The 25,118-nt window shown below is 71.9% G+C and carries 24 protein-coding genes; 16 read left to right on the forward strand and 8 right to left on the reverse strand.

Annotated features, from left to right (window positions below; translation table 11 throughout):
* The first annotated feature begins 66 nt into the window (after positions 1-66).
* The 7 genes from AB0H56_RS19940 (at position 67) to AB0H56_RS19970 (ending at position 8,021) form a co-directional block, all read left to right on the forward strand.
* Entirely contained in the window at positions 67-1,062 is a 996-nt protein-coding gene (locus AB0H56_RS19940; protein ID WP_110041285.1) for a YafY family protein, read from the forward strand.
* Positions 1,059-2,042, forward strand: a complete 984-nt coding sequence (locus AB0H56_RS19945; protein WP_357165122.1) for a YafY family protein — start codon at positions 1,059-1,061, stop codon at positions 2,040-2,042. Before AB0H56_RS19940 ends, AB0H56_RS19945 begins: the two co-directional genes overlap by 4 nt.
* The gene (locus AB0H56_RS19950; RefSeq protein ID WP_280302912.1) at positions 2,039-3,067 is read left to right on the forward strand and encodes a 2-dehydropantoate 2-reductase; all 1,029 of its coding nucleotides are present in this window, start codon (positions 2,039-2,041) and stop codon (positions 3,065-3,067) included. Before AB0H56_RS19945 ends, AB0H56_RS19950 begins: the two co-directional genes overlap by 4 nt.
* 92 nt (positions 3,068-3,159) lie before the next feature.
* Entirely contained in the window at positions 3,160-3,423 is a 264-nt protein-coding gene (tatA, locus tag AB0H56_RS19955) for a Sec-independent protein translocase subunit TatA (RefSeq protein WP_110041288.1), read from the forward strand.
* Between the two features lie 99 nt (positions 3,424-3,522).
* The gene (tatC, locus tag AB0H56_RS19960; RefSeq protein ID WP_357165126.1) at positions 3,523-4,476 is read left to right on the forward strand and encodes a twin-arginine translocase subunit TatC; all 954 of its coding nucleotides are present in this window, start codon (positions 3,523-3,525) and stop codon (positions 4,474-4,476) included.
* Positions 4,477-4,479: 3 nt separating this feature from the next.
* On the forward strand, positions 4,480-7,176 hold the full coding sequence (locus tag AB0H56_RS19965) for an RNA helicase (RefSeq protein ID WP_357165129.1): 2,697 nt from the start codon (positions 4,480-4,482) through the stop codon (positions 7,174-7,176).
* A 119-nt stretch (positions 7,177-7,295) separates the two neighbouring features.
* Positions 7,296-8,021, forward strand: coding sequence for a DUF4333 domain-containing protein (locus AB0H56_RS19970; protein WP_357165132.1), 726 nt, complete (start codon positions 7,296-7,298; stop codon positions 8,019-8,021).
* A gap of 57 nt (positions 8,022-8,078) precedes the next feature.
* Here AB0H56_RS19970 and AB0H56_RS19975 read toward each other — a convergent pair whose 3' ends face one another.
* Positions 8,079-9,053 (reverse strand): 5'-3' exonuclease, encoded by a 975-nt coding sequence (locus AB0H56_RS19975; protein ID WP_357165135.1) that lies wholly within the window; start codon positions 9,051-9,053, stop codon positions 8,079-8,081.
* 131 nt (positions 9,054-9,184) lie between these two features.
* Between AB0H56_RS19975 and AB0H56_RS19980 the strand changes: the two genes are divergently transcribed.
* Positions 9,185-10,312: a Xaa-Pro peptidase family protein gene (locus tag AB0H56_RS19980; RefSeq protein WP_357165138.1), complete on the forward strand. Its 1,128-nt coding sequence runs from the start codon at positions 9,185-9,187 to the stop codon at positions 10,310-10,312.
* 15 nt (positions 10,313-10,327) lie between these two features.
* On the opposite strand, the gene AB0H56_RS19985 is transcribed toward AB0H56_RS19980, so the two are convergent.
* On the reverse strand, positions 10,328-10,726 hold the full coding sequence (locus AB0H56_RS19985; protein WP_357165141.1) for a PPOX class F420-dependent oxidoreductase: 399 nt from the start codon (positions 10,724-10,726) through the stop codon (positions 10,328-10,330).
* Positions 10,727-11,032: 306 nt separating this feature from the next.
* Here AB0H56_RS19985 and AB0H56_RS19990 point away from each other — a divergent pair, with 306 nt between their 5' ends.
* The 4 genes from AB0H56_RS19990 (at position 11,033) to AB0H56_RS20005 (ending at position 14,783) form a co-directional block, all read left to right on the forward strand.
* Positions 11,033-11,785 carry an SDR family NAD(P)-dependent oxidoreductase gene (locus AB0H56_RS19990; protein ID WP_357165144.1) on the forward strand — a complete coding sequence of 251 codons (753 nt, stop codon included), beginning with the start codon at positions 11,033-11,035 and terminating at the stop codon, positions 11,783-11,785.
* Between the two features lie 245 nt (positions 11,786-12,030).
* Positions 12,031-13,266: a precorrin-6y C5,15-methyltransferase (decarboxylating) subunit CbiE gene (cbiE, locus tag AB0H56_RS19995; RefSeq protein ID WP_357165253.1), complete on the forward strand. Its 1,236-nt coding sequence runs from the start codon at positions 12,031-12,033 to the stop codon at positions 13,264-13,266.
* A 171-nt stretch (positions 13,267-13,437) separates the two neighbouring features.
* Positions 13,438-14,034, forward strand: coding sequence for a hypothetical protein (locus AB0H56_RS20000; protein WP_357165147.1), 597 nt, complete (start codon positions 13,438-13,440; stop codon positions 14,032-14,034).
* Positions 14,031-14,783 (forward strand): cobalt-precorrin-6A reductase, encoded by a 753-nt coding sequence (locus tag AB0H56_RS20005; RefSeq protein ID WP_357165256.1) that lies wholly within the window; start codon positions 14,031-14,033, stop codon positions 14,781-14,783. Before AB0H56_RS20000 ends, AB0H56_RS20005 begins: the two co-directional genes overlap by 4 nt.
* A 15-nt stretch (positions 14,784-14,798) precedes the next feature.
* Here the strand turns inward: AB0H56_RS20005 and AB0H56_RS20010 are convergent, their stop codons facing one another.
* The 4 genes from AB0H56_RS20010 to AB0H56_RS20025 form a co-directional block, all read right to left on the reverse strand.
* Positions 14,799-15,341, reverse strand: coding sequence for a PadR family transcriptional regulator (locus AB0H56_RS20010; RefSeq protein ID WP_110041297.1), 543 nt, complete (start codon positions 15,339-15,341; stop codon positions 14,799-14,801).
* Positions 15,342-15,431: 90 nt separating this feature from the next.
* A complete protein-coding gene (gene cobJ, locus AB0H56_RS20015; protein WP_357165150.1) occupies positions 15,432-17,162 on the reverse strand; it encodes a precorrin-3B C(17)-methyltransferase in 1,731 nt (576 codons plus the stop codon).
* Positions 17,159-17,794 carry a precorrin-8X methylmutase gene (locus AB0H56_RS20020; protein WP_357165153.1) on the reverse strand — a complete coding sequence of 212 codons (636 nt, stop codon included), beginning with the start codon at positions 17,792-17,794 and terminating at the stop codon, positions 17,159-17,161. The genes cobJ and AB0H56_RS20020 overlap by 4 nt, the downstream gene beginning before the upstream one ends.
* A gap of 49 nt (positions 17,795-17,843) precedes the next feature.
* Positions 17,844-18,281: an Lrp/AsnC family transcriptional regulator gene (locus AB0H56_RS20025; RefSeq protein WP_110041299.1), complete on the reverse strand. Its 438-nt coding sequence runs from the start codon at positions 18,279-18,281 to the stop codon at positions 17,844-17,846.
* Positions 18,282-18,418: 137 nt separating this feature from the next.
* On the opposite strand from AB0H56_RS20025, the gene ddaH reads away from it, so the two are divergent.
* The gene (gene ddaH, locus AB0H56_RS20030) at positions 18,419-19,300 is read left to right on the forward strand and encodes a dimethylargininase (protein WP_357165156.1); all 882 of its coding nucleotides are present in this window, start codon (positions 18,419-18,421) and stop codon (positions 19,298-19,300) included.
* A 36-nt stretch (positions 19,301-19,336) separates the two neighbouring features.
* On the forward strand, positions 19,337-20,377 hold the full coding sequence (locus AB0H56_RS20035) for a low temperature requirement protein A (protein ID WP_357165159.1): 1,041 nt from the start codon (positions 19,337-19,339) through the stop codon (positions 20,375-20,377).
* A gap of 40 nt (positions 20,378-20,417) precedes the next feature.
* Here the strand turns inward: AB0H56_RS20035 and AB0H56_RS20040 are convergent, their stop codons facing one another.
* Both AB0H56_RS20040 and cobG read right to left on the reverse strand, forming a co-directional pair.
* On the reverse strand, positions 20,418-21,509 hold the full coding sequence (locus AB0H56_RS20040) for an RNA ligase (ATP) (protein ID WP_357165162.1): 1,092 nt from the start codon (positions 21,507-21,509) through the stop codon (positions 20,418-20,420).
* Between the two features lie 83 nt (positions 21,510-21,592).
* The gene (gene cobG, locus AB0H56_RS20045; RefSeq protein WP_357165165.1) at positions 21,593-22,789 is read right to left on the reverse strand and encodes a precorrin-3B synthase; all 1,197 of its coding nucleotides are present in this window, start codon (positions 22,787-22,789) and stop codon (positions 21,593-21,595) included.
* A gap of 175 nt (positions 22,790-22,964) precedes the next feature.
* Here cobG and AB0H56_RS20050 point away from each other — a divergent pair, with 175 nt between their 5' ends.
* On the forward strand, positions 22,965-23,633 hold the full coding sequence (locus AB0H56_RS20050; protein WP_357165168.1) for a hypothetical protein: 669 nt from the start codon (positions 22,965-22,967) through the stop codon (positions 23,631-23,633).
* A 38-nt stretch (positions 23,634-23,671) separates the two neighbouring features.
* Positions 23,672-24,985, forward strand: coding sequence for a MerR family transcriptional regulator (locus tag AB0H56_RS20055; RefSeq protein WP_357165171.1), 1,314 nt, complete (start codon positions 23,672-23,674; stop codon positions 24,983-24,985).
* Positions 24,986-25,118 lie beyond the last annotated feature (133 nt).

Here is a 25,118-nt window from a genome sequence, read left to right on the forward strand (position 1 = left end):
TCGCGCTCCTCGCCCAACCGTGCGCCGACGCGCCGCGACCGTACCGCGCCCATTACCCTCTATCGGGTGGCGATATCCAAGGTCGAGCGGCTGATGAATCTGGTCATCGCGCTGCTGTCGACCCGGCAGTTCCTGAGCGCGGAGCGCATTCGCGCCAGCGTGGCCGGTTACGAGGACTCCGCGACCGACGAGGCGTTCAGCCGGATGTTCGAGCGCGACAAGAACGAACTGCGCGATTTGGGCATTCCGCTGGAAGTGGGTCCGGTCGGGCGGTTCTCGACGCTCGAGGGCTACCGGATCAACCGGGACGCCTACGAACTGCCCGATATCGACCTGTCCAGCGAGGAGGCGGCCGCGGTCGCCGTCGCTGTGCAGATGTGGGCCTCCCCTGAGCTCGCGAGTGCGGCCGAAGGCGCGCTGCTGAAGCTGCGCGCCGCCGGGGTCACGGTCGAAACCGAGAACGTCGGGGTGTCGGTGCCCGCGGTGCCCGCCCGCACCCGCGGCTCCGAACCCGTGCTGCGCGAACTGCTCGCGGCGATCGACGCGGGCCAGGCCGTGCGCTTCGGGCACCACAGCGCCGTCACCGACCCGTTCGTCACCCGTGACGTGGAGCCCTGGGGCGTGGTGACCCGGCACGGGCGCTGGTACCTGGTCGGGCACGACCGCGAACGCGACGCCGTGCGCACCTTCCGGCTCTCGCGCATCGGCGGCGAGGTGGTCCCGTACGGGCCGCACAACGCCGTCCGCAAACCGGCCGACGCGGACCTGCGCGCCATCGTCGACCGCGTCACCGGCGACGCGCCCGTCACCGGCTCGGCGACGGTGTGGGTCGCCAAGGGCCGTGGCCGGGAGCTGCGCCGGATCGGCACCGAGCTCGAGACCAGGGAACTCGGCGGCAGGCCGGGCGATGTGGTCGAGGTTCCGGTGCGCTCGCGCGACTGGGTCGCCCGGCTGATCACGGGTCTGGGACCCGACGTGCTCGTGCTCGATCCACCGGAACTGCGCGCCGACGTGATGAACCGGCTACGGTCGGTACTCGACCACACGGAGGTGACGTCGTGAGTTCGCGCCTGTCCCTGCGCCTTTCGCGCCTGCTCAACATGGTGCCGTACCTGCTCGCGCATCCGGGCATCAGCGCCGCCGAGGCCGCCGCCGAACTCGGGGTGACCACCAAGCAGCTGATGAGCGACCTCAACCAGCTGTGGATGTGCGGGCTGCCCGGCTACGGCCCCGGCGATCTGATCGACCTGTCGTTCTCCGAGGAGAGCATCGAGGTCACCTTCTCCGCCGGCATCGACCGGCCGCTGCGGCTGACCTCCACCGAGGCCACCGCCCTGCTGGTGGCGCTGCGCTCGATCGTGGAGATGCCGGGCATGGTCGACCCGACCGCCGCGCACTCCGCCATCGCGAAGATCGAATCCGCCATCGCCAGCAGCGACACCGAGATCACCGGCAGGCCGATGACCGTGCCCGTCGAACAGCCGGTCGTGGCCACCGTGCGCGCCGCGCTCGCCGACGGGCGCGCCGTGCGGCTGGTGTATTACTCGGCCAGCCGCGACGAGGTGTCCGAGCGCATCGTCGACCCCATCCGGGTGATCCTCGTCGACAACAACAGCTACCTGCAGGGCTGGTGCAGGCAGGCCGAGGGCGTGCGGCTGTTCCGGTTCGACCGGATCGAGGACGCCACCGAACTCGACGAACCGGCCCGGCCGCCGAGCCACGCCGCCGCCGACGCGGCCGCCCTCGACCTGTTCCAGGACGACCCCGACGTGCCGCTGGCCCGGCTGCGCATCCGCGCCGACTACGCCTGGGTGCTCGACCAGTACCCGATGCACCGCATCGAATCGCGCCCCGACGGCAGCATCGAGGCGGGCATGCGGTTCGCGTCGGCGGACTGGATGGCGCGGCTGCTGCTCGGCTTCGGGACGGGCGTGAGCGCGCTCGGCCCGACGGAACTGGTCGCCGCGGTGCGTGATCGCGCCGACGCGGCACTGGCCGCCTACGCGGCCGCGGGCTTGTCAGGGGAGACCGAACCGGCGTGAACCAGCGAGTACTGGTCCTCGGTGCGGGCAGCATCGGGGTCTTCATCGGCGGTCACCTGGCCGCCGCGGGCATGGACGTCATCTTCGTCGGCCGTCAGCGCATCCTCGACGACATCGCCGAACACGGCCTGCGCCTGAGCGACCTCGACGGCGGATCGACCGAGGTCACACCCGACCGGTTCGGGCTGGCGCTCGAGCCCGACGAGCCCGAACTGGCCGACCTCGTGCTGGTCACCGTGAAGTCGGCGGCCACCGCCGCCGCGGTCCGCACGGTCGCGGGCAGGCTACGACCGGGCACACCGGTGGTGAGCCTGCAGAACGGCATCGGCAACGACACCCTGATCCGGGAGATCCTGCCCACCAGCATCGTGCTGGCGGGCATGGTCATGTTCAACGTCGTGCACAACGGCAACGGCCGGTTCCACCGGGCCAGCGACGGTGTCGTCGCCGTGCAGGACGATCCGGTGGTCGACCGGTTCGCCGAGCGCTTCCGCGCCGCCGGGCTGCCGCTGCGCAGGCACCGTGACCTGCGCCCGGTGCAGTGGGCCAAGCTGCTGCTCAACCTGAACAACCCCATCAACGCGCTATCGGGGCGCCCGCTGCGGGAGGAACTCGCCGAGCGTGACTACCGGCGCTGCCTCGCGCTGGCGCAGGCCGAAGCGCTCGCGGTGATGAACACTGCGCGAATTCGGCCCGCCCAGCTGACGCCGGTGCCCCCCGAACTGATGGTGCATCTGCTGCGGGTGCCCGACCCGATCTTCCGCCGGGTGTTCGGCAAGGTGCTGGCTATCGACCCACTGGCGCGCTCGTCGATGGCCGACGACCTCGCGCTGGGCCGGCGCACCGAAATCGCGTGGTTGTGCGGCGAAATCGTGCGTCTGGGCGAGATGGTCGGCCACCCGACGCCGGTCAATCGACGGCTCACGGAGCTGATCCGCGAGGCGGAGTCCGGGGACGCGCGCCGCTTCAGCGGCAGCCGGTTGTTCGCCGAACTCACCGCGGCGGCGGCCGCCGTCCGTGGTTGAACGCGTGGCGAACACCGCCTCGGGCGCGGGACCGCGACGCGCGGTCGGCAGGTAGCATCGGTAGTCACCACGGTCTTTGGAGGTATCTGAAAATGGGCGCTTTCAGCTGGACGCACCTGCTGATCATCGCTGTGCTGTTCGTCCTGCTCTTCGGCGCGAAGCGGCTGCCGGACGCGGCGCGCGGGCTCGGCCGGTCGCTGCGGATCTTCAAGAGTGAGGTCGGCCAGATGCAGTCGGAGTCGGCCGCACCGGCCGCCCAGCCCGCCGCGCCGGCGCCGCAGCAGCAGCTGTCCGCCTCGGCGCCGCAGGCGCAGGCGCCGATCGCCGACCCGCAGCAGGGCCAGAAGTCGGTCTGACCCCGGCGTGCACCCCGGAGCGCGGACGAAGGAGCTCCGGGGCTGAGTGCTGTTTCGTCGAGCATCCGCCGGACCGAGGGTTAGAGGCCACCACCCACCATGCGTATTCCGTTCGATCCACGGCGCAGCAAGCGCAGGACGAATCCCGACGGCACCATGTCGTTGGTCGAGCACCTGCAGGAACTGCGCACGCGGCTGTTGCTCGCGCTGGCCGCCATCGCGGTCACCACGCTGATCGGCTTCTTCTGGTACGCGCATTCGTTCCTCGGCATCGAGAGCCTCGGCGAGATCCTGCGCGGCCCCTACTGCGCGCTGCCCGAGTCGGCCCGCGCCAGCCTGAGCCCCGACGGCGCCTGTCGCCTGCTGGCGACCGCGCCGTTCGAGCAGTTCATGCTGCGCCTGAAGGTCGGCTTCACCGCGGGCGTCGTGCTGGCGGCGCCGTTCTGGCTCTACCAGTTGTGGGCGTTCATCACCCCGGGCCTCTACGCCAAGGAACGCCGGTACGCGGTCGGGTTCGTCACCGCGGGCAGCGTGCTCTTCGTGGCGGGTGCGGTGCTGGCCTACGTGGTGGTCTCGCACGCGTTGTCGTTCCTGTTGACCATCGGTGACAACGTCCAGATCACCGCGCTGAGCGGTTCCCAGTACTTCGGCTTCATCATCCAGCTGCTGATCATCTTCGGCGTCAGCTTCGAGACGCCACTGGTGATCATCGGGCTGAACCTGGTGGGCGTGCTGCCCTACGAGAAGCTCAAGGCGTGGCGGCGCGGGCTCATCTTCGGCCTGTTCGTCTTCGCGGCCGTCGTGACGCCGCAGGACCCGTTCTCGATGCTCGCGCTGGCGCTCGCGCTGACGGTGCTGTTCGAACTGGCGGTGCAGTTCGCCCGGTTCAACGACGCGCGCCGGGCCCGTCGCGCGGCCGCCGAGGGCTGGGGCGCGCTCTCCGACGAGGAGGCCTCGCCGCTGGACACGCCGGACCCGGTGGCCCCCGCCGACCCGGTCGCGCCCCCGGAGAAAACCACCCGCCCGGTGTCGGACTACTCCGATACCCTCTGACGGGTGACCGATTCTCCCGCGCGGGCCAACGAGTTGGCGCAGTTCGCCAGCGAAATCTCCTTCGAACTCGACCCCTTCCAGCGGACCGCCTGCGCGGCCCTGGAGGACGGGCACAGCGTGCTCGTGTGCGCGCCCACCGGCGCGGGCAAGACGATCGTGGGCGAGTTCGCGGTGCACATGGCGCTGGCCTCGGGCGGCAAATGCTTCTACACCACCCCGATCAAGGCGCTGTCGAATCAGAAGTTCGCCGACCTGACCGCGCGCTACGGCCGCGACAGCGTCGGCCTGCTCACCGGTGACCAGTCGATCAACCCCGACGCGCCGGTCGTCGTGATGACCACCGAGGTCCTGCGCAACATGCTCTACGCGTCCTCCGACGCGCTGCGCGGTCTGTCCTACGTCGTGATGGACGAGGTGCACTACCTGGCCGATCGGTTCCGCGGCGCGGTGTGGGAAGAAGTCATCCTGCACCTGTCCCCGGACGTGCGGCTGGTGAGCCTGTCGGCGACGGTGTCCAATGCCGAGGAGTTCGGCGCGTGGATGGAGACCGTGCGCGGCGACACCGCGGTCGTCGTCGACGAGACCAGGCCGGTGCCGCTGTGGCAGCACGTGATGGTCGGCAAGCGGATGTTCGATCTGTTCGACACGAAATCCAGCGACCAGAAGGTCCTCGTCGACGAGGACCTGGTGCGGTTCATCCGTCAGCGCGAGGCCGCCGACCGCATGCAGAGCTACGGCGGTCCGCGCGGTCGCGGCGGTCGCGGCAACTTCCGGCCGCTGCCGCGTCCGGAGGTGCTGGCCCGCCTCGACGAGGAGGGCCTGCTCCCGGCGATCACCTTCATCTTCAGCCGCGCGGGCTGCGACGGCGCGCTGGCCCAGTGCCTGCGCGCCCGGCTCGATCTGAGCAGGCCGGGCGAGGCCGAACGGATCGACGAGATCATCGAGAAGCACACCGGCGATCTGCCCAAGGGCGATCTCGAGGTGCTCGGCTACTGGGAGTGGCGCGAGGCGCTGCACCGTGGCCTGGCCGCCCACCACGCGGGCATGCTGCCCGCCTTCCGGCACACCGTCGAGGAACTGTTCGTCCAGGGCCTGGTCCGCGCGGTGTTCGCCACCGAGACCCTGGCCCTCGGCATCAACATGCCCGCCCGGACCGTGGTGCTCGAGCGCCTCGTCAAGTTCAACGGCGAATCGCATGCCGAGCTCACACCGGGGGAGTACACCCAGCTCACCGGCCGCGCGGGCAGGCGCGGCATCGATGTCGAGGGCCACGCCGTGGTGCTGTGGCAGCCCGAGGTCGACACCAGCGCCGTCGCCGGCCTGGCCTCCACCAGGACCTACCCGCTGCGCAGTTCCTTCCGGCCCGGTTACAACATGTCGATCAACCTGATCGACCGGTTGGGCGCGGAAGAGGCGCGCGGCCTGCTCGAGCGCTCCTTCGCCCAGTTCCAGGCCGACCGCTCGGTCGTCGGCCTGGTCCGCGGCATCGAACGCAACCAGGGCGCGCTGCGCAAGCTGGAGAGCCAGCTCGGCGGTGTCGACGGCGGCTTCATGGAGTATCTGTCGTTGCGCGACCGGATCAAGCAGCGCGAGCGTGAGATCCAGCAGCAGGGGCGGGCCGACCGGCGCGGCGCGGCGGTCAAGGCGTTGATCGGGCTGCGCCGGGGCGACGTGGTGGCCATCCCGTCGGGCCGCCGCGCCGGTCTGGCCGTCATCCTGGAACCCGATCAGACGCCCGGCGATCCGCGGCCCCTGGTGCTCACCGAGGACCACTGGGCGGGCCGGATCTCCGCGGCCGACTTCCCGGTGCCCGCCGAGGCGCTCGGGCACATGCGGCTGCCGCGCCGCGTCGACCACCGCACCGCGCGCATCCGCCGAGATCTGGCCTCGGCCCTGCGCAGCACCGGCATCTCCGCGCCGGGCAGGCGCAGGCGCAACGATCACACCCGCGGGGGCGAGGACCGCGAACTGTCGACGCTGCGGCGCAGTCTGCGCTCGCATCCGGCGCACAGCCGCCCCGACCGCGAGCAGATGAGCCGCACCGGCGAACGCTACGCGCGCCTGGCCCGCGAGACCGAGTCGATGCGCCAGAAGGTTGCCGCGACGACGAATTCGCTGGCGCGCACCTTCGACCGCATCGTCGGCCTGCTCGAGGAGCGCGGGTTCGTCGAGCACGGTGAGGTCACCGCCGACGGCCGCAGGCTCGCCCGGATCTACGCCGAGAGCGATCTGGTCGTCGCCGAGGCGCTGCGGCAGGGGATCTGGCGCGGCCTCGGCCCGGCCGAACTCGCGGCCGTGGTGTCCACGCTGGTGTACGAATCCCGCTCCGAGGGCGGGTTCCTCACCGCGTCCGGGCCCACCGAACCCATCCGGCGGGCCGTCGGCGCCACCATCGAGGTGTGGTCGCAACTGCGTGCCGACGAGGCGCGGCACAAGCTGCCGCCGACCCGCGAACCCGACCTCGGTTTCGTCACCGGCGTCTACAAGTGGGCGCGTGGCGACGCATTGGCCGAGGCGTTGCTGGCCAGTGGCGATCAGGGCACGCCGCTGTCGGCGGGCGACTTCGTGCGCTGGTGCCGACAGGTCATCGACCTGCTCGACCAGATCCACAACACCGCCGACGACACCGAGATCGCGGGTACCGCGGCCAAGGCCGTACGCGCGGTGCGGCGGGGTGTCGTCGCAGTGGACGCCGCGTAGTGGATTCGTCTGTGATTTGATTTCCTGGCGTACCGACCGTGATGGCGGAGTCGTGCGAAAGCGGCTGGCCTGGCGCGGGGGGCTACCGTATGTACAACGATGCGAGTGGAGGCGAGTGGATGAGCGGCCCGTACGGACCGAATGGCCCAGGGGAGGGAAGCAACGATCCCACCCAGCACTGGGGAGGTCAGCAGGGGGCCGGCGGTGCCGGACCCACGCAGCACTGGGGCGGTGCGGCGCAACCGCCGCAGGACCCGCAACAGGCACAACCCACCCAGCACTGGGGTGGCCAGCAGCCGCAGCAGCAGTGGGGACAGCAGCCGCAGCAGCCCGCCCAGCAGCCGCAGTGGGGTCAGCAGCCGCCGCAGCAGCCGACCGGACCGCAGCAGCAGTGGGGTCAGACCCAGCCGCCGCCGCAGGACTGGAACGCCCAGCAGGCCGGCGCCCAGCAGTGGGGCCAGCAGCCCCAGCAGCAGTGGGGGCAGCAGCCGCAGCAGCAGTGGGGCCAGCAGCCCCAGCAGGCGCCCGGCGCCAAGAAGGGCAAGGGGCTGGTGATCGGCCTCGTCGTGGCCGGTGTGCTGGTGCTCGCCGCCGTGATCGGCCTGCTGCTCGTCGTGTTCTCCTCCGACGAACTCGACAACACCGCGGTCCAGGACGGCGTCTCGCGCGTGCTGAAGGACTCCTACGGCATCGCCGACGTCTCCGACGTGTCGTGCCCGTCGGGTCAGAAGGTCGAGGTCGACGCGACCTTCACCTGCGACCTTAAGGTCAGCGGTGAGGCCAAGAAGGTCAGCATCAAGATCACCAAGGACGACGGCACCTACGAGGTCGGTCGCCCGAACTAGGCTGGGGCCGTAGCTGTTCCGGGCCGCCCGCGTACTCGCGGGCGGCCCGGCGTCGTTTCAGGCGCGGTGCACCGCGGTGAGCGCGGTGACCAGGCGGGTGATCGGGCTCTCCGCGTTGTAGGCGGTGGCCAGCGCGAGCAACCGGTCCGGGTCGGCCGGGGTGATCGGCAGCGTGTCGGGTCCGGACAGGATCACCTCCGCGTCGCGTACCACCTGCACCACCGGCGCCGCGGCCTTCAGATAGTCCTGTGCCGCCACGAGTTTCGCCCGCAGACCCTTGGCGAGGTCGGCGTCCGGATCGTCGACGGCCGTCATCAGCGCGCCGAGGGAACCGAACTTCGAGATGAGTTGCGCCGCCGACTTGTCCCCGATTCCGGCGACGCCGGGCAGCCCGTCGGAGGCGTCGCCGCGCAAGGTCGCCATGTCGGCGTAGGCGGGGCCCGCGTTCTGTTGCGGCACACCGTATTTCGCCGAGACCTCGGCGGGCCCGAACAGTTCGGCCTTGGCCAGCCCGCGGCCCGCGTAGAGCACGCGCACCGGCGGGGCCGGGTCGTCGCGCACCAGCTGCAGCAGATCGCGGTCACCGCTGACCACAACCACCGGATCGCGGCGTTCCCGGCTGGCGAGGGTGCCCAGCACGTCGTCGGCCTCGAGCCTCTCGGCGCCGCCGGTGGCGATGCCCGCGGCCGCGAGGACCTCGATGATCATCTCGACCTGCGGGGTGAGCGTGTCGGGCACCTCCTCGGCGCCGGGCGCGGCACCGACGCTGGTGTCGAGACGGTGCGCCTTGTAGGAGGGCACGAGCGCGACCCGGAACGGCGGCCGCCAGTCCAGGTCGAGGCCGACCACGAGCCTGCTCGGCCGGTGCTTGGTGATCAGCGAGGCCACCATGTCGGTGAAGCCGCGCAGCGCGTTCACCGAGCGCCCGTCGGCGGCCCTGAGCTTGTCGGGGATCGCGTAGTAGGCGCGGAACCAGAGGCTGGCGCCGTCGAGGATCAGCAGGGGGCCACGGGGATTCTGGTCATCGGTCACGGGCTCGATTGTGCCCCGTGCCACCGACGCCGCGCCCGAGCGCCGCGGCGGTGCCCGCCGATGTCGCGGAAGGCCACGATCGGGCAACCGTTCCTGCGCGGGCCGCGTCCTGCCGGGTAACGTCGGATCCTATGAGCGCGCACACGGATGCCAGGTTTTCGGCGGAGGTCTACGGTCAGCGGCTGGAGCGGGCGGTGGAGTTGATGCGCGCAGCGCATCTGGACGCCCTGCTGATCACTCCCGGTCCCGATCTGCGGTACCTGATCGGTTCGGCCGCGGAGTCCTTCGAACGGCTCACCTGCCTGGTGATCCCCGCCGACGGGGCGACGCCGTCGGTCGTGATCCCGAAACTCGAACTGGCCGCCCTGGAGGGCTCGGCCGCGGGCGAACTCGGCCTGCAGATCCTGGACTGGGTCGACGGCGTCGACCCGTACCAGCTGGTGCGGTCGACGTTGCACGCCGGATCGCGGATCGCCGTCGCCGACGCCATGCCCGCGCTGCACCTGATCCCGCTCGCGGAATCGACCACCGGTCTGCCCGCGTCGGCGACCCCGGTGTTGCGGCAGTCGCGAATGATCAAGGACGAGGCCGAGATCGACGCCCTGCGGCGGGCGGGCGCGGCGATCGACCGCGTGCACGCGCGGATGGGCGATTTCCTGCGGGCGGGCCGCACCGAGGCCGACGTGGCCGCCGACATCACCGCCGCCATCATCGAGGAGGGCCACACGGAGGCGGCCTTCGTCATCGTCGGCAGCGGGCCGCACGGCGCCGATCCGCACCACGCCGTGTCCGACCGCGTCATCGAGCCGGGCGATGTGGTGGTCATCGACATCGGCGGCCCCGTGGAACCCGGCTACTTCTCCGACTCCACCCGCACCTACGTGCTCGGCGCGCCGAGCGAGCGGGTGGCCGAGCGGATGGCGCTGCTGGAGGCGGCCCAGGCCGCCGCTGTCGCCGCCGTGCGCCCCGGGGTGACCGCGGAGTCCATCGACGCCGCTGCGCGCACCCTGCTGGCCGACGCGGGCCTCGGCGACGCCTTCGTGCACCGCACCGGCCACGGCATCGGTCTGTCGGTGCACGAGGAGCCCTACATCGTGGCGGGCAACGACCTCGTGCTCGAGCCCGGCATGGCGTTCAGCATCGAACCGGGCATCTACTTCCGCGGCGAGTGGGGTGCCCGCATCGAGGACATCGTCGTGGTCACCGCCGACGGCGTGGAGTCGATGAACAACCGGCCGCACGGTCTCACGCCGCTGTAAGCCGTTCGCGGGCAGCTACTTCAGCGTGCTCGACGACAGGACCCGGCGCACCTGGATCGCCACGACGACGCGCGTCGGGTTCTCCCGGGGCACCCGGTAGCGCTCGGTGTAGCGGCGGACCGCCTCGGCGACGTCGTCGCTGTCGGCGAGCACCGTGGCGGGGCCCTCGAGGGTCAACCAGCGGGGTCCGTCGACCTGGCTCACCGCGGCGTACCCGCCCCGTGCCGCGTTGCGCGCCTTCACCGACGCGCCGTCGGTGATCACGCGCGCGATTCCGGCCTCGGGATCCCAGGTGAAGCCCACCGCGACCACATGCGGGGTCCCGTCCGCGCGCAGGGTCGTGAGGGTGGCCAGGTGCCGCTCGGTGACGAAGTCGAGCGCGGCGGGGGACAGCGAGGCGGTGGTGGTCGGCATGCGTCGACGCTAGCCGCCGCGTCGAGTGCCATCGCTGCCGAGGTCACCCGAGCCCGACCAGGTGCCGGTGCGCCGTGCGGTGCAGGCCGGGGGTGACCGCCGCGGTGGTCGGTACGTGCCGCCGCCGAGCCGTGGAGCGCCCCCGGGCAGAACTGTGCATCGCGCCCGACCGAGCGACACCCATGGCCGGTCGCCAGGCGACAGCCCGCGGCACAGAGGCGGCGGACACAGCGGTCGCGCAGGGTCGCCCCGGCCCGGCGCCGGGGACGGCGATCTCGGGGGTGACCGGGGTGACAGACTGGGCGCATGGGTACGCAGACGAGTGAGGGACCGGTCCTGGTCCTGGGTGGGCGCAGCGAGATCGGCCTGGAGGTGGCGCGCAGGCTGGCGCCCGGACGGGTGGTGATCCTGGCCGCCCGCCGCGCGAACGCACTGGACGCCGAGAGCGAGCAGGTGCGCGCCGCGGGCGCGACCGCCGTCCACACCGTGGAATTCGACGCCGACGACACCGCGACCCACGCGCCGCTGCTGGAGAAGCTCGCCGCCGAGCACGGTGGTATCGGGACCGCGGTGCTGGCCTTCGGTGTGCTCGGCGATCAGGACCGGGCCGAGACCGACCCGGCGCACGCGGTCGCGGTCGTGCACACCGACTACGTCGCCCAGGTGAGCGTCCTGACGACACTGGCCACCCTGCTGCGCGCGCAAGGGTCGGGCCAGATCGTCGTGTTCGGCTCCATCGCCGGCGTGCGCGTGCGGCGGGCCAACTACGTCTACGGTTCCGCGAAGGCAGGCTTGCACGGTTTCGCCGCGGGCCTCGGTGACGCCCTGCACGGCACCGGCGTCCAGCTCCTGCTGGTGCGCCCCGGCTTCGTGATCGGCCGAATGACCACCGGCATGGACCCGGCGCCCATGTCCAGCACACCCGGCCAGGTCGCCGACGCCGTCGTCCGTGCCCTCGGCAAGGGCGCCACCCGAGTCGCGGTCCCCGGCCGCCTGAACGCGGCCTTCGTCGTGATGCGCCTTATCCCGCAGTTCATTTGGCGCCGGATGCCCCGGTGACGACACCGCGCACGGAGTCTGCAATCGGGACGTCAGCCGGTCATGGGGCGTCGGTGACCGCAGCGCGCACGACAGCCGCGACCGTAGCGTCGGCTGGGCGTGGCACGACCGCGTCCGCCGCTGTGGTGCCCGAAGACGGCTCGCGGGGGGATGAGGGGACCCGGGGCGCGTCCAGGGCCGAGCCGTCCCCGCCGCGGGTGGTGGCCGAGCACGGTGCGGCGCCTGGCGCGGCGGGCGGGCCGGGTATCGAGGAATCCCCCTGGAGGGGCGCGCCGATCGTGGTGCTCGGGATCGGGGCCGACGGGTGGGCCGGGCTCGGGGAGTCCGCCCGGGCGGCGATCGGGGAGTGCGAGGTCGTCTTCGGATCACCGCGGCAGCTGGACCTGCTGCCGCCGGGAGCGGCCGAGCGGGTGACGTGGCCGAGCCCGCTGCTGCCCGCCCTGCCCGCATTGTTCGCGCGCAACGCCGAGCGCCGGATCGGCGTCCTGGCCAGCGGCGACCCGATGTTCTACGGCATCGGCGCGACCCTGGCCCGCCGGTTCGGCGCACAGGCGCTGCGCGTGTTCCCGCAGCCGTCGTCGGCGTCGCTGGCGTGCGCGCGGCTGGGCTGGCCGCTGGCCGAGACCCCGGTCGTGAGCGTGGTTGCCCGGCCATTGCCCACCGTCCTGCCCGAGCTGGCCGACGGTCGCCGGGTGCTCGTCCTCAGCGAGGACGAGCGGACCCCGGCGCTGCTGGCCGCGCTGCTGCGCGACCACGGGTTCGGCGCCTCCACGCTGACCGTCCTCGAACAGCTCGGCGGCCCGGCCGAAGACCGGCGGACCGGCACCGCCGCGACCTGGGCGTATCCACAGGGCGACCCGCTCAACATCGTCGCGATCGAGTGCGTCGCCGACCCCGGCGCCCGCCGCGACACCCGCCTGCCCGGTCTGGCCGACACCGCCTTCACCGGCGATGGTCAGCTGACCAAATCCGAGGTCCGGGCCCTCACCGTCACCGCGCTGGCCCCGGCGCCTGGTGAGCTGCTCTGGGACGTCGGCGGCGGCTCGGGCAGTGTCGCCATCGAATGGTGCCGCACGCATCCACGCTGTCGCGCCGTCACGTTCGAACGCCTGCCCGCGCGCCGCGCGCAGATCGCGGCCAATGCCGCCGCGCTCGGCGTCCCGGGAATTACGATTCGCGGGGAAGTGCGCTCGGAGTTTGCCGAGCGAGAATTCTCCGCGCCGGACGCGATATTTCTCGGTGGCGGCCTCACCCAGGACGGTGTCTTCGCCGAGTGCTGGCAACGCCTGCGCCCCGGCGGGCGTCTCGTCGCCAACGCCGTCACCGCGGAATCGGAAGCGCAGCTGCTGCACTGGGCCGCGCGGCACGGCGGCACGCTGCGGAAATTCCAGATCTACCGGGGTGAACCGCTCGGTGGCTTCACCGCGTGGCGCCCCCATCTGCCGGTCGCGCAATGGATCGTCCGAAAACCCGCTGGTTGACGCCGCGCCGATCACGGAAAGATCACGCGCAAATCACGACAAATCCGTCCACGCAGCACGTGCGATTTCGCGATCGTTACGAACCGAACGTGTAAAACGAGTGACTCGGGGGTATGGTCGGGGCCGTTCCGGGTGATCCCCCGGTTCGATGTATCCATGATGGGGAGTTACATGAAGTTCTCGAAGTTCACCGCCCCCGCGCTGCTGGCCATCGCCGCGACCGGCATCGCCGCCGCCCCGGTGGCCGCCGACCCCGCCGCTCCCGCCCCCGCCGTCGCGGGCCAGGACGCGCCCGCGGTGCGTGGTACCGACCGTGGCGTGACCTATCTCGCGCAGATCGCCGACGCGGGCAAGTCCGTGGTGACCTCGGTCACCGGCGGTCGCTTCGCGCTCGCCGCCGACCAGAAGTCGGTGACCCTGACCAATGAGGCAGGCGCCGTCGTCGCCCAGTTGCCGCTGGCGGGCACGGTGAACGGAGCCCCCACCGAGATCGCGGCCGCCGTCGAGGCCGACGGCTCGCGCCTGACCCTCACCCCGAAGACGGTCGCCGCCGCCGAGGCGATCAGCTCGCAGCAGTGGTTCATGGCCGAGCTGCAGCGGGCCTCCACCGGCGCGCTCGTCGGCGCGATCATCGGCGCCCTGCTCGGCGCGATCGGCATCGTCACCATCATTCCCGGCGCCATCATCGGTGGCGTGATCGGTCTGCTCATCGCCGGTGGCCCGTCGCTGATCGACGCGGGCACGGCCTATTTCAGTGGGCAGCCCTGAGAGTCCTGATCCTCGGCGGCACGGGTGAGGCCAGGGAGCTGGCCCGGATCGCGTCGGGCGAGCGCGGACTCGACATCGTGTCCTCGCTCGCCGGACGCGTCGCGCATCCGCGCCTGCCCGTCGGTCCGGTACGCATAGGCGGGTTCGGTGGTGTCGAGGGCCTCCGAACCTGGCTGCGCGAGAACGCGATCGACGCCGTCGTGGACGCCACCCACCCCTTCGCGGCGCAGGTCAGCGCCCACGCGGCCACCGCCGCGGCCGATCTCGGCATTCCCGCGGTCCACCTGCGGCGACCGGAATGGATCCAGCGTCCCGGTGACCTGTGGACCCGCGTCCCCGACCTGGCCGCGGCCGCCGAGGCGCTGGCCGCGCACGACGAACAGGTGCTGCTGACCATCGGCCGCCAGGGCGTCGGCGTGTTCGCCGGCTGCGACCGGCACCGTTTCGTCATCCGCGCCATCGACGCGCCCACCGCGCCACTGCCGTCGCGGTACGAACTGCTGCTCGCCCGCGGACCGTTCACCTTCGACGACGAGCTGGTGCTCATGTCGCGGCACCGCATCGATGTGCTCGTCACCAAGAACAGCGGCGGCGAGCAGACCGAGGCCAAGATCTTCGCCGCCCGCACCGCCGGGCTGCCGGTCGTGATGATCGATCGGCCACCGCTGCCCGTCGACGCGGTCGCGGTCGACGAGGTCGGCGCCGCCCTGGAGTGGCTGCACGACGCTGCCGCGCACCGCGTGCGCTGACCCGCCCGGCACGCGTCACCCCGGTCGCGGCCCCGCGAAGATGCGCGGCAGCTGATCGAACCAGTCCAGCACCGCGCGTTCGTAGGCGATGCCGAATTCGAGCGTGGCGCGCTGGTTGGGCGCGAGCGCGGTCGGATCCTCGTCGAGATAGCGGTCGAGCCGGTCCTGATGGATGTTGCGGTTGGCGGCAATGATCCGGTCGCGGTGCGCGGGCTCGAGATGCTCGCCGAACGACAGGGTGAGCAGCAGGGGGACCCGGATGGTCTCGACGCCCGGATCACGGGCGATCCACTCGGCGAACGCGTCCCGGCCGATGTCGGTGATCCGATAGGGCGTGCGTTCCCTGGCGCCACGCTCGCCCTTGGTCACCAGTCCCGCCGCGTCCATGGCGGACAGTTCGCGGTACACCTGGCTCTGGGTGATGGTCCAGAAGTCGCCGATGCGCTGCTGGGCCTGGGTCGCCAGGTCCCAGCCCGACATCGGACCCTCGTGCAGGAACCCCAGAAGCGAGGCCGCGGTGGAGTTCAGCGGGCGGCGTCGAGTCACGGTGTCGGTCAACGGTCAACTCCCTTCGAACTACATTCCTAAGTGGAATGTTACGCCCGGGGTGTGTCGTCGACCAGGACCGTGGCCGTCGCGGCGTGTCCGCTAGTCGGTGCCGTAGCGGCGCGCGGTGAACACGCGGGTGCCCTCGGGGGTGTCGAACGCGGTGGTGGTGGAGGCGCCGATGATCAGCAGTGTCCGCATGTCGACTTGCTCCGGATCGAGCTCACCGAGGGTGGTGACCCGGACGGTTTCGGTCGGCCCGCCGACATCGCGGCCGAGCACCACCGGAGTCTCCGGATCGCGGTGCTCGAGCAGGACCTCTCGCATGGCGCCCACCTGCCAGCGGCGCTGGGAGGAGGCCGGGTTGTAGATCGCGATCGCCATGTCCGCCGCGGCGACGGCCGCCAGCCGCCGCGCCACGACGTCCCACGGCTTGAGCCGGTCCGAGAGCGAGATCATCGCGTAGTCGTGGCCCAGTGGCGCGCCCACCCGGCTGGCGACGGCATTGGCCGCGGTCAGCCCGGGCAGCACCCGCACCGGTACGTCCTTGAACTGCGGTTCGGCCGAGACCTCGAGCACCGCGGCGGCCATGGCGAACACACCCGGATCACCGGAGGAGATCACCGCGACCCTGGCGCCGCGCCGGGCCAGGTCGAGCGCCATCGCGGCACGCTCCGATTCGACCTTGTTGTCGCTGGCGTGCCTGCGCTGGCCGGGGCGGGCGGGCACCCGGTCGATGTAAGTGGTGTAGCCGACCAGGTCGGTCGCCTCGGCCAGTGCCGCGGTGACCTGGGGGGTGGTCCAGGCGGTGTCGCCGGGGCCGAGTCCGACGACGACGACCTCGCCTCCCGGGGGTGTGGACCGCCCGGGCGATGCCGGGGTCGTGCCCTCGGTAAGATGATCGGGACCCTGTGTGGCGTCGGATGATTCGGCTCCGGCGCGGTCCATCGGAGGTGTCTGCGCGCCGATCGTCGCCGGGGCTGCGACGGGCCCGCGGTTCTCCGCGACGCTCCCCGCGGCCGATTCGGTGACGCTGGGTACGGCGTCGCTGTCGACTCGGCGAGCGGCGTCGCGCTCTCCGGTGGTGGTGACGATCGGAGTGGTCGGTTCCGGACCGGGAACGATGGTGATAGCGAAGTAGGGCACGTCCGCGTCGTCGACCTCGGCGGCGGTCAGCACGCGCTGACGGGTGCTGCTCGCGCGCTCGACGTAGTAGGCGTCGGCGAGCCGTCCGGAATCCGAGAGCGCTTGGCGCACACCGGGATACGTACGTCCCAGTTTCATGATCGCCGCGGCGTCGGTGGTGCGCAGCCGCTCGGTGAGCTCTTCGACCGGCATGGTGCCCGGCAGCACGGTGAGCACCTGCTCGCCCTCGACGAGCGGGGTGCCCAGCGCCGCCGAGGCCGCGCTCACCGATGTGATGCCGGGGACGATCTCGGCCTCGAACCGATCGGCCAGCCGCCGGTGCATGTGCATGTAGGAGCTGTAGAACAGCGGATCACCGGCCGCGAGCAGCGCGACGCTGCGCCCGGCGGCCAGGTGGACGGCGAGCCGGGCGGCGGCCTGCTCGTAGAACTCGTCGATCGCGCCCTGGTATCCGCCGGGGTGATCGGTCGTTTCGGTGGTCACCGGGTAGACGAGGTGTTCCTCGATCTGGCCTGCCCGCAGGTACGGTGCCGCGATGCCGCGCGAGATGCTGCGGCCGTGCCGGGCGCTGTGGAAGGCGACCACGTCGGCGGCGGTGATGAGCCGGGCCGCCTTCACCGTCACCAGTTCCGGGTCGCCGGGGCCGAGGCCGATGCCCCACAGTTTGCCGGTGCTGATCTCACTCACTCCTGTTCACTCGCGATCGCGTTGAGCGCCGACGCGGTGATCGCGCTGCCGCCGCGCCTGCCGCGGACGGTCAGGTATTCGACCCCACCGAAGTCGATCAGCGCCTGCTTGGATTCGGCGGCACCGATGAAGCCGACGGGGATGCCGATGATCGCGGCCGGTCGTGGCGCGCCCGCGTCGAGCATGTCGAGCAGGTGGAACAGCGCGGTCGGGGCGTTGCCGATCGCGACGACGGCGCCGTCGAGCTGATCGCGCAGCAGATCCAGCGCCGCCACCGACCTGGTGTTGCCCAGGCGCGCGGCCAGTTCGGGCACACGCGGGTCGGCCAGGTTGCACAGCACCGGGTTGTCGGCGGGCAGGCGCTTGCGGGTCACGCCGGAGGCGACCATGTTCGCGTCGCACAGGATCGGCTTGCCCGCGTGCAGCGCGGCGCGCGCGGCGGCGACCACGCCGGGCGAGTAGGCGATGTCGCCGGCCAGGTCGACCTGCCCGCAGCCGTGGATCATCCGCACGGCCACCCGCTCGACATCGGCGGGGAAACCGGCGAGATCGGCTTCGGCGCGGATCGTCGCGAAGGAGCGCCGATAGATCTCGGCCCCGTCGGTGAGGTAGCTGGCACGCACGTCGGACATGCGGTCAACCCTAGAACCTGTGCCCGACGTGGCCGCCGTCGCGGGTGGCTCAGGTGCGTGGGCGCTCGAGGATGCGTGACATCACCAGTGAACTGCGGGTGCGGCCGACCCGCGCGTTCTCCCTGATCCGCTCGACGGTGACCTCGATCTCGGCCATGTCGGTGGCCATCACGTGGACCAGCGCGTCGGCCTCGCCCGCGATCGTCCACACGCCCACGATCTGCGGGATCGGTTCGAGCGTGCGGCGCAGTTCGGCGGGGGAGATGTTGTCGCGGTAGTACACCTCCACGTACGCCTCGGTGGTCCAGCCCAGCGCCGCCGGATTGACCTGGGCGGTGAAGCCGGTGATCTGCCCGCTGGCCACCATCTTGTCGACGCGCCGTTTCACCGCGGGCGCCGACAACCCGACCACGGTGCCGATGTCCTGGAACGAGGCCCTGGCGTGGGTGAGCAGTTCGGCCAGGATGCGCCGATCGATGTCGTCCATGTCGTGCCCCTTGTCGTAGTCACGCAATGATTCGCCATTCTTGCATCGATATGCGCAACAGATCGGTGTTCCTGGTGCAACGGACGGGCATTTACCGTCGTAGGAACACATTTCTCGCGCAGCCACCGGGAGCCCTGATGACCGCCGCAGCCCCTCTTCGTGCCACCACTCCGCTCGCGGCCCCGGCGCCGGCGCGCGCGGCGACGCCGCGCCGCTATGTGATGTGCAGGCCCGACCATTTCGACGTCACCTACGCGATCAACCCGTGGATGGACCCCGCCGCCCCGGTCGACCGGGCGCGGGCGCTGGCCCAGTGGGAGATCCTGCGCGCGGTGCTCGAGGAACACGGCCACTCGGTGGAGACGGTCCCCGGCGAGCCCGGCCTGCCCGACATGGTGTTCGCCGCGAACAGCGGCATCGTGATCGGCGGGCACGCGCTCTCGGCGCGCTTCGCCCACCCCGAACGCGCCGCCGAGGGTCCGGCCTTCCACCGCTGGTTCGCGGCCAGGGAGTTGCGGTCGCTGGCCGCGGCGAACGAAACCAACGAGGGCGAGGGCGATTTCACCTTCGCCGGGCAGCGGATCCTGGCCGGCGTCGGCTTCCGGTGCTCGCCGGCGGCGCACGCCGAGGTCGAGCGGTACTTCGACCTGCCGGTGGTGTCGCTGGAACTGGTCGACCCGCGCTTCTACCACCTCGACACCGCGCTGATGGTGCTCGACGAGGCCACCATCGCCTACTACCCGCCGGCGTTCGGTCCCGCCGCCCGCGACGTGCTGGCGGCCCTGTACCCCGACGCGATCCTGGCCGACGAGAACGACGCGCTCGCGTTCGGGCTCAACGGCGTGAGCGACGGTCACCACGTCTTCCTCGACCCCGGGGCGACCGGCCTGATCGAGGCACTGCGCACCCGCGGCTTCGCGCCCGTCCCGGTCGACATGTCCGAGTTGCGCAAGGGCGGTGGCGGCGTGAAGTGCTGTGTCCTGGAACTGCACCACCGCAGCGACACGACCAAAGGTTAGCCGGGACCGGTAGCCTGCCGACCGCATACTCGGCGGATGGCCGCCACGCAGGAGAGCACCGAGGAACGCCGCGCCAGCTGGACCGAGCTGTTCTTCGACCTCGTCGCCGTCGCCGGGATCGGTCAGCTCACCCACCTGCTGCATCGCGGTCCCTCGCTCGGCGAGTTCGGCTTGTATGTCGTGCTCTACCTGGCGTTCTGGGTGCTATGGGCCTGCGTGACCGTGTACAGCAACGTCGCAGGCGAGCAGGCGCGCACGACGCTGGTGTTCGGCTGCATGTTCGGGCTGTGCGTGATGATGGCAGCCGTCGCCGGGATGCCCGACGAGCACGCGACGGTGTTCGCGGCGATCTACGTGCTGGTGCGGGTGGCGTCGTCGGCAGCGTGGGGGCGCGGCCAGGTACTGGTCGACTGGCCGCGGGCGCAGCTGGGCGCGGGGACGCTGCCCTGGATCGTCTCGCTGTGGGTGCCCGCGCCCTGGAAGTTCGTGCTGTGGGCGGTGGGCCTCGGGCTCGATCTGTGGGTGATGTTCGCCGTCGACGCCGATCGCCTGCTGGCCGACGCCGAACGGCGGGTCCGCGCCCGCTTGCGCCGTCGGCGCGCCGGCTCCGCACGAGGCAGGCGAGAGCCGAGCGCGGCACCACGGGTGCGGGCGGTGCGCGCCGATCCCGCGCATTTCGGTTTCGTGCCCCGGATGATGTCGGCGCGAGCCGACAGCGTCGAGGTCGGCCGGCATCGGGTGATGGGCACGCACTGCGCGTTGAGCGGGACGGTCGCGACCGTGGCGGCGGGTCTCGGCCTGGTGGCCGCGCACCCGTCGGGCCATCTGCCCGCCGGGATCGGCTGGGTGCTCGGTGGTGGCGCGGCGGCGTTCTTCCTGGTGTGCGGGCTCGGTGGGCTGCCGAGCGCGGGCGCGCGCTGGCTGCTGCGGCGGCCGGTGCCGTGCCTGGTGGTCGCGGTGGCGCTGGCCTGGGCGGCGCCGCGGCTGGGCGGCGTGTGGCTGGTGATCGGCGTAACGCTGCTGGCCGCCGCGGTCGTCTCGGAAACTGTCCGCGCCCGGACCGCGGGCGAGCGGTAGGTCTGCGCGCGTCGTGGTGGCGCGCGCAGACCTGCGGCACTCATTCGAATTCGGTGCCGCCGTCGCGCAGCAGGTACGCGTTCGAGACGATCTTGCCGATCGCCCGTCCGCCGAGGACCGGCGCGTGCCGCTCGGCGAGGGGACGCACCACCAGGCCCTCCCGGATGTTCGCGCCGGTGCCGCTGACGGTTTCGGTGCCCTCGGCCAGGGCCACCAGCCGGTCGGCGTCGTAGGGTCCTTCGTAGAGGACCGGCACGCGCGGCACCGTCAGGCCGAGATCGGTGAGCAGGGCGCCGATCTCGTGATGGTCCAGCCAGCGCACCGGCTCGCCGTCGCGGTCCACGGCGATGTCGAACAGGCCGAAACCGAGCGCGGCGTCGTGGGCGGCCGACGCGCCGTAGTGCAGATCCTGCACCCCCGCGCCGTAGACCTCGCCGAAGAGCCCGACCCGGTCGGCGCCGAGTGCGGTGGCGATCTTCCTGGCGGCCTCGTCCACCCCGTGCGCGCGCATCGCCCGCCAGTACAGGTTGCCCTCGGCGAAGGTCAGCGACAGCGACTTGCCGCCGACGCCCTTGGACGACACCAGGATCCGGTCCTCGGCGCGCACGTGGGTGAGCAGGAAGGCGGTGCCGTGGATCTTCTCCGTGGCCACCACCGGCTCCCCGGCGGCGAAGATGTCCGGGAACCGTTTGATGTTCTCGACGTCGATCCAGGGCAGCAGCTCCGGCGCCGGCTCGACCTGACCCGACATCGAGACCGGTACGGGCGGAACCCATTTGACGATCCCGAGCAGCTCAGCGAAATCGGTGCGTTCCCGGGCCGCCGCCGCGAGATCCACCCCGGCCACCGCGGCGGGCACGCAGACGATCCCTTGCGACACCGCACCGCGCAGCCGCACCGCCTTCACCCGGTCGTGCCGGGACCCCGCCAGTTTCCCGGTCAGGCCGAGTTCGCCGATCAGCGCCTCGGGCAGCACCGCCTGCTCCGGAATGTAGAGCGCGTGCACACCGGTGCGGAACTGGCCCTTGGCGACGACGGCCCGGTACAGGCCGACCTGGGCCAGCTCGAGCCGGTCGGCGTTCGGATGTGGAAGGACGACCAGCTGTTCGGCCGTCACCCGCAGAGTCGACATGAGATCCCCCTCGTAGTGAGGAGCTCAGCGTACGAGCGCCCACCGGCAGCGTCGATCGAATTTCGGTGCGGGACAGGCGAACGCTACGGCGCGGGCGGGGTGACGCGGTAGCCGTCCGGGGTGGCGACGACGTCGGTGACGGGCGCGGTGGGCCGCCCGCAGCGGCGTTCGCAGCCCGACCAGTGCTGGCGGCCCGCGACCGTCACGTCCTCGGCCCGGACCACCGCCTCGCCCGCGTGCTGGTCGCCCGGCAGGACCCGCCCGGTGTCGACGGCGGCGGCGAGATCGGCGCGGACATCGGTCAGCGACTTGGCGCACCCCGGCCTGCCCGCGCAGGCGCTGACTCGCAGCCACGGCGAGGAAGCGTCGAAGATCAGTCCCATCGGCGCCAGCACCCGCACGACCGTTTCGGCGGGACCCTCGTCGAGGTCGGCGATCACCAGGCTGCGCCACGGCGTGAGGAAGACGGGATGGTCGACGGCGGCGAGGAATTCGGCGGTCCGCGCGGGCAGGATACCCAGCGGCACCCCGGCGCCGAGGCTCACCAGGCCGTTGTCCTGGTCGAGCCAGCCGATCGGGATATCGTGTGTCGCACCGAGTTCCAGCGGCGCGCCGGCGGGGGAGCGCTCCAGGATCTCGGTGACCCGCTCGACCCCGCCCGGGATCTCGTGCAGGCGCCACTGGCCGTCCGCGCCCGCGCCGCGCAGGTCGAGGAAGCCGCGAGCCGCGTCGAGCATCACCTCGACCGCCTCGCTCGCCGAGACGCGAAGTCCGGTGTCGGCGCCGGTCAGCAGCAGCGCGAAGGTGTCGGCGCCGAGGGCGTGGATGCCGATGTCCCCGCGCAGGGTGCTGACGTCGCCGCGCCCGTCGTCGAGGGTGAACAGCACCCGTCCCGGCAACTCGGCCAGGCGCGGGTCGGCGCGCAGTCCGGCGTCGAGCCCGGCGGCCAGCTCGTGCACCTCCGCCCAGCCGCCGATCCGCCCGGACAGCGGCGAGGCGATGATGTTGCGCACCCGCTCGTGGGTCGGGCTCGGCAGCAGGCCCGCCGCGCCCAGCCGCGTGGCGAGCGCCGCGGCGTCGTGGACCTGCCGCAGCTGGATGTTGCCGCGCGAGGTGAGTTCGAGATCGCCGTTGCCCAGCTCGCGCGCCGCCTCGGCCAGCGCCTGGACCTGGGCCGGTGCCAGCCGTCCGCCCGGCACGCGAATCCGTGCCAGCGGACCGTCTGCCGCCTGATGCAATCGCAGCACGCCGGGGCACGCGTCGGGAGCACTCCTGGTCATGATCCGACCAGCCTACGACCCGCGCCGCACTTCGCGCTGACCCGGCCGTGGTGGTCCGGCCGCAGGCGGGGGCTCCGGCGCGCCGCCGGATGCGCCGGAGGCGGGGTCGTCGTTCGTCGCCTAGGCTGGGCGGTGCTGTTCGCCCGGCCCGCTCGACGACAGGAGAGATCGCCGCATGCTGCGTGAATTCGTGGACAAGCGAGTAGTTCCCGCGCTCGACAAGGTCGCGCTCGCGCAGACCGGCGTGGTCGGCAAATACGTGGACTGGCTCGAGCGCAGGCACCCCGACGACGCGCCGGTGGACACGCTGCGGCGGCTGTCCAGGCAGTATCTGGTGGTCGTCACCTCCAGCGGTGTGCTGGTCGGGCTGACCGCCGCGGTCCCCGGCGTCGGCACCCTGCTCGGCCTGGCGGCGACCGGTGTGGACACCGTGGTGTTCCTGGAGGCGTCGTCGGTGCTGTCGGTCGGCGCGGCGGCCGCCTACGACGTGGACGACGACGATCCGCGCCGCGCGCAGCTGGTGTCGAAGGTGGTCCTCGGTGAGGCGGGCACCAAGCTGCTCGACGAGACGGCGGGGCACAAGACCGGCCAGTGGCTGGGCGTGGTGACCGACCACATCCCCGGCCTGGCGAGCATGCCCGACTCCCCGGCCAAGCGGTTCATCGTCAACTACCTGGTCAAACGGACGCTGTTGCTGTTCGGCACCCTGATCCCCGCCGGGATCGGCGCGGTGATCGGCGGTGCGGGCAACAACGCGCTCGGCCGGATGGTGGTGGCCAACGTGTACCGCAACCTGGGCACCGGTTCGCCCGAGATGGTCGCCGCGGGCACCGTGCGCGACTGACTTGACCTTCGAGTCGCTGGAACCCCGAGGATGAGCCGGTGCCCGAATCCGACCTCCTCACCATCGGCGCGTTCGCCCGTTCCTGCGGACTGAGCGCCAGCGCGCTGCGCTTCTACGCCGACGCGGGCGTGCTCGTGCCTGCCCTCGTCGACGAGAGCACCGGCTACCGGTACTACGCGCCCGCGCAGGCCGTCACCGCCGGTCTGCTCCGCCACCTCCGCGCCGTGGACATGCCGTTGCCCCTGGTGGCCGCCGTCCTCGCCGAACCCGATTCCGCCCGCGCCCTGGCCCTGGTCGAGGCCCACCTGGCCGAGCTGGATCGCCACCTGGACACGGTCCGTGCCGCCGCGACGGCGGCCCGCGCCGCCTTCCAGGCACCGCAGGCCCCCTCGCGCGTCGAGCCCGGCGCCGAGGACCTCGCGAAGCCACCGGCCGATCGGGCGCCGACGACGGCGAAGGGTTTCGATCGTGTGGTGCGAGCGGCTCGCGGAGCCGATGCCGCCGGCTTCTCGCGGGCGGAATCGCCGGGCCGCGAGCACGATCCCGGTCTTTCCACGTCCCCGGCCCAGCCGCGTGGTGAGGAGGTCGTGTGGGTGCGCGGCCCGCACCTCGCCGCGGCGATCGACCAGATCGCGACGGCGACGGTGGCGGACCCGAATCTGCCGGTACTCAACAGCATTCACCTCGAATCGACCGAGACGGACCTGATCCTCACCGCCACCGATCGCTACCGCCTCGCCACCCGCACCCTGCGTCCCGCGCGCCCGTCCGGCACCCCCTGGTCCGCCACCATCGACGCCGACGACCTCCGCGCCCTCGCCTCGTGGCTTCGCCGCGAACACACCGTCGCCCTCCGGCCGACCGCCACTCACCTCGAGTGCACCGCCGTGGAATCCGTTGACACTCCCCACGATCGCCCCGACCCGTACGACGCGGGATCGTCCTCGGGGCGGTGCCGTCGCTCGACCGAGCCGTTCCCGGACCACCGCGCGATGCTCGCCGCCCTGCCCGCCGTCACCACCCGCGTCGTGGTGCCCCGGGCCGTGCTGCTCGACGTCCTCGAGCGCTCCGGCGCGCCGACGATCACTCTGCACGTCGAGCCGACAGGGGCGGTGCGGGCGACGTTCGGCTCCGAAACCTGGCGGCTACCCGCGACCGCGACCGGTCCCGCCCACACGATCCACTTCGCCGTGACGACGCTCTATCCCGCCGTCGCGTGTTCCTTCGGGCCCGATCTCCTCCTCGACCTCAGCGCCGCGGACCAACCGGCCCTCTTGCGCGCCGCCGACGAGGGCACCCTGCTCACCCTGGTCATGCCGCGCCGCGCCGAACCCGATCCGCGAGCGGACTGATCCACCAACTGCTCGCCCTGGTCATGCCGGCCTCGATCCGCGAGCGGACTGATCCTGTCACCTGCTCACCCTGGTCTTGCCGCATGTGCCGACCCCGATCCGCGAGCGGGTATTGCCACCTGCGCACCTCGGA

The sequence above is a fragment of the Nocardia sp. NPDC050717 genome (assembly GCF_040654275.1).
In the GTDB taxonomy this organism is placed as follows: Bacteria; Actinomycetota; Actinomycetes; order Mycobacteriales; family Mycobacteriaceae; genus Nocardia.